Source organism: Spongiactinospora gelatinilytica (assembly GCF_003236385.1).
Classification (GTDB): domain Bacteria; phylum Actinomycetota; class Actinomycetes; order Streptosporangiales; family Streptosporangiaceae; genus Spongiactinospora; species Spongiactinospora gelatinilytica.
Window position 1 is genome coordinate 1 of sequence record NZ_POUA01000775.1, and the last position, 918, is coordinate 918.

Sequence of the window (918 nt, forward strand, 5' to 3'; positions counted from 1 at the left end):
TCAGGGAAGGGTGCGTCGGTTTCGAGTCTTGGGCCCGTTGGCTGGGTGTGGTGGTCGGGCGGGTTCCGGCACGTGGTCGGTGCGGCGATGGGGGCGGCGTTTCTGTTCTGGACCGCCGGCGATCGCCCCTGAAGCGCCCTGCGAAAAGGCGGCACGCCGTCAGGTTGATCCCTTACGACTTCCGGTGGGCGTCGTTGCTGCTCAGCGGCCATCGAGGAAGGGTGCCCTGTTCGGTGGCAGGGGAAGCGCTGAGATGACCTTGGGGTGAGTGTTGTATGTGTGCCTTTGGTCTGGGGTCGGCGGAAGGGGAGAGCTGGTGATCAGAGTGCTCATTGCCGACGATCAGGACACGGTGCGGGGTGGGCTTGCCGCGCTGCTCGGTCTCGAACCGGACATCCACGTCGTGGCCGAAGTCGCCAGGGGTGACCTGGTGCTCAAGGCGGTGGCCGAGCATGAACCCGATGTCGTGCTGCTCGATATTGAGATGCCCGGATTGTCCGGGCTTGATGTGGCGGAGCGGTTACCTGGGCGGCGAGTGATCATTGTGAACACGTTCGGCCGTCCGGGTTATCTGACTCGGGCGCTGGATACGGGGGTGGCCGGGTTCGTGGTCAAGGATGCCCCCGCCGCCGAACTGGCGGACGCCGTACGCCGGGTCATGAACGGCGAGCGCGTGATCGACCCCAAGCTCGCCGTCGCCGCGCTGCGGGTGGGCCCCAACCCGCTCACCGCGCGGGAGGGAGACGTGCTGCGGGAGGCAGTGGACGGGGCGACGGTGGCCGATATCGCCCGCAAACTGTTCCTGACCGAGGGCACGGTACGCAACTACCTGTCGTCGGCGATCGGGAAGGTCGGCGCCCGCAACCGTACCGAGGCGGGCAGGGCCGCCGAGTTCCGCGGCTGGCTGTGATGTCCGGT

General features: G+C 67.4%; 1 protein-coding gene. It reads left to right on the forward strand.

What is annotated here, in order from left to right; genetic code table 11:
* Positions 1-316: 316 nt before the first annotated feature.
* Complete coding sequence (locus C1I98_RS39335; RefSeq protein ID WP_111172231.1) at positions 317-910, forward strand: response regulator transcription factor; 594 nt, start codon at positions 317-319, stop codon at positions 908-910.
* The last annotated feature ends 8 nt before the right edge of the window (positions 911-918 follow it).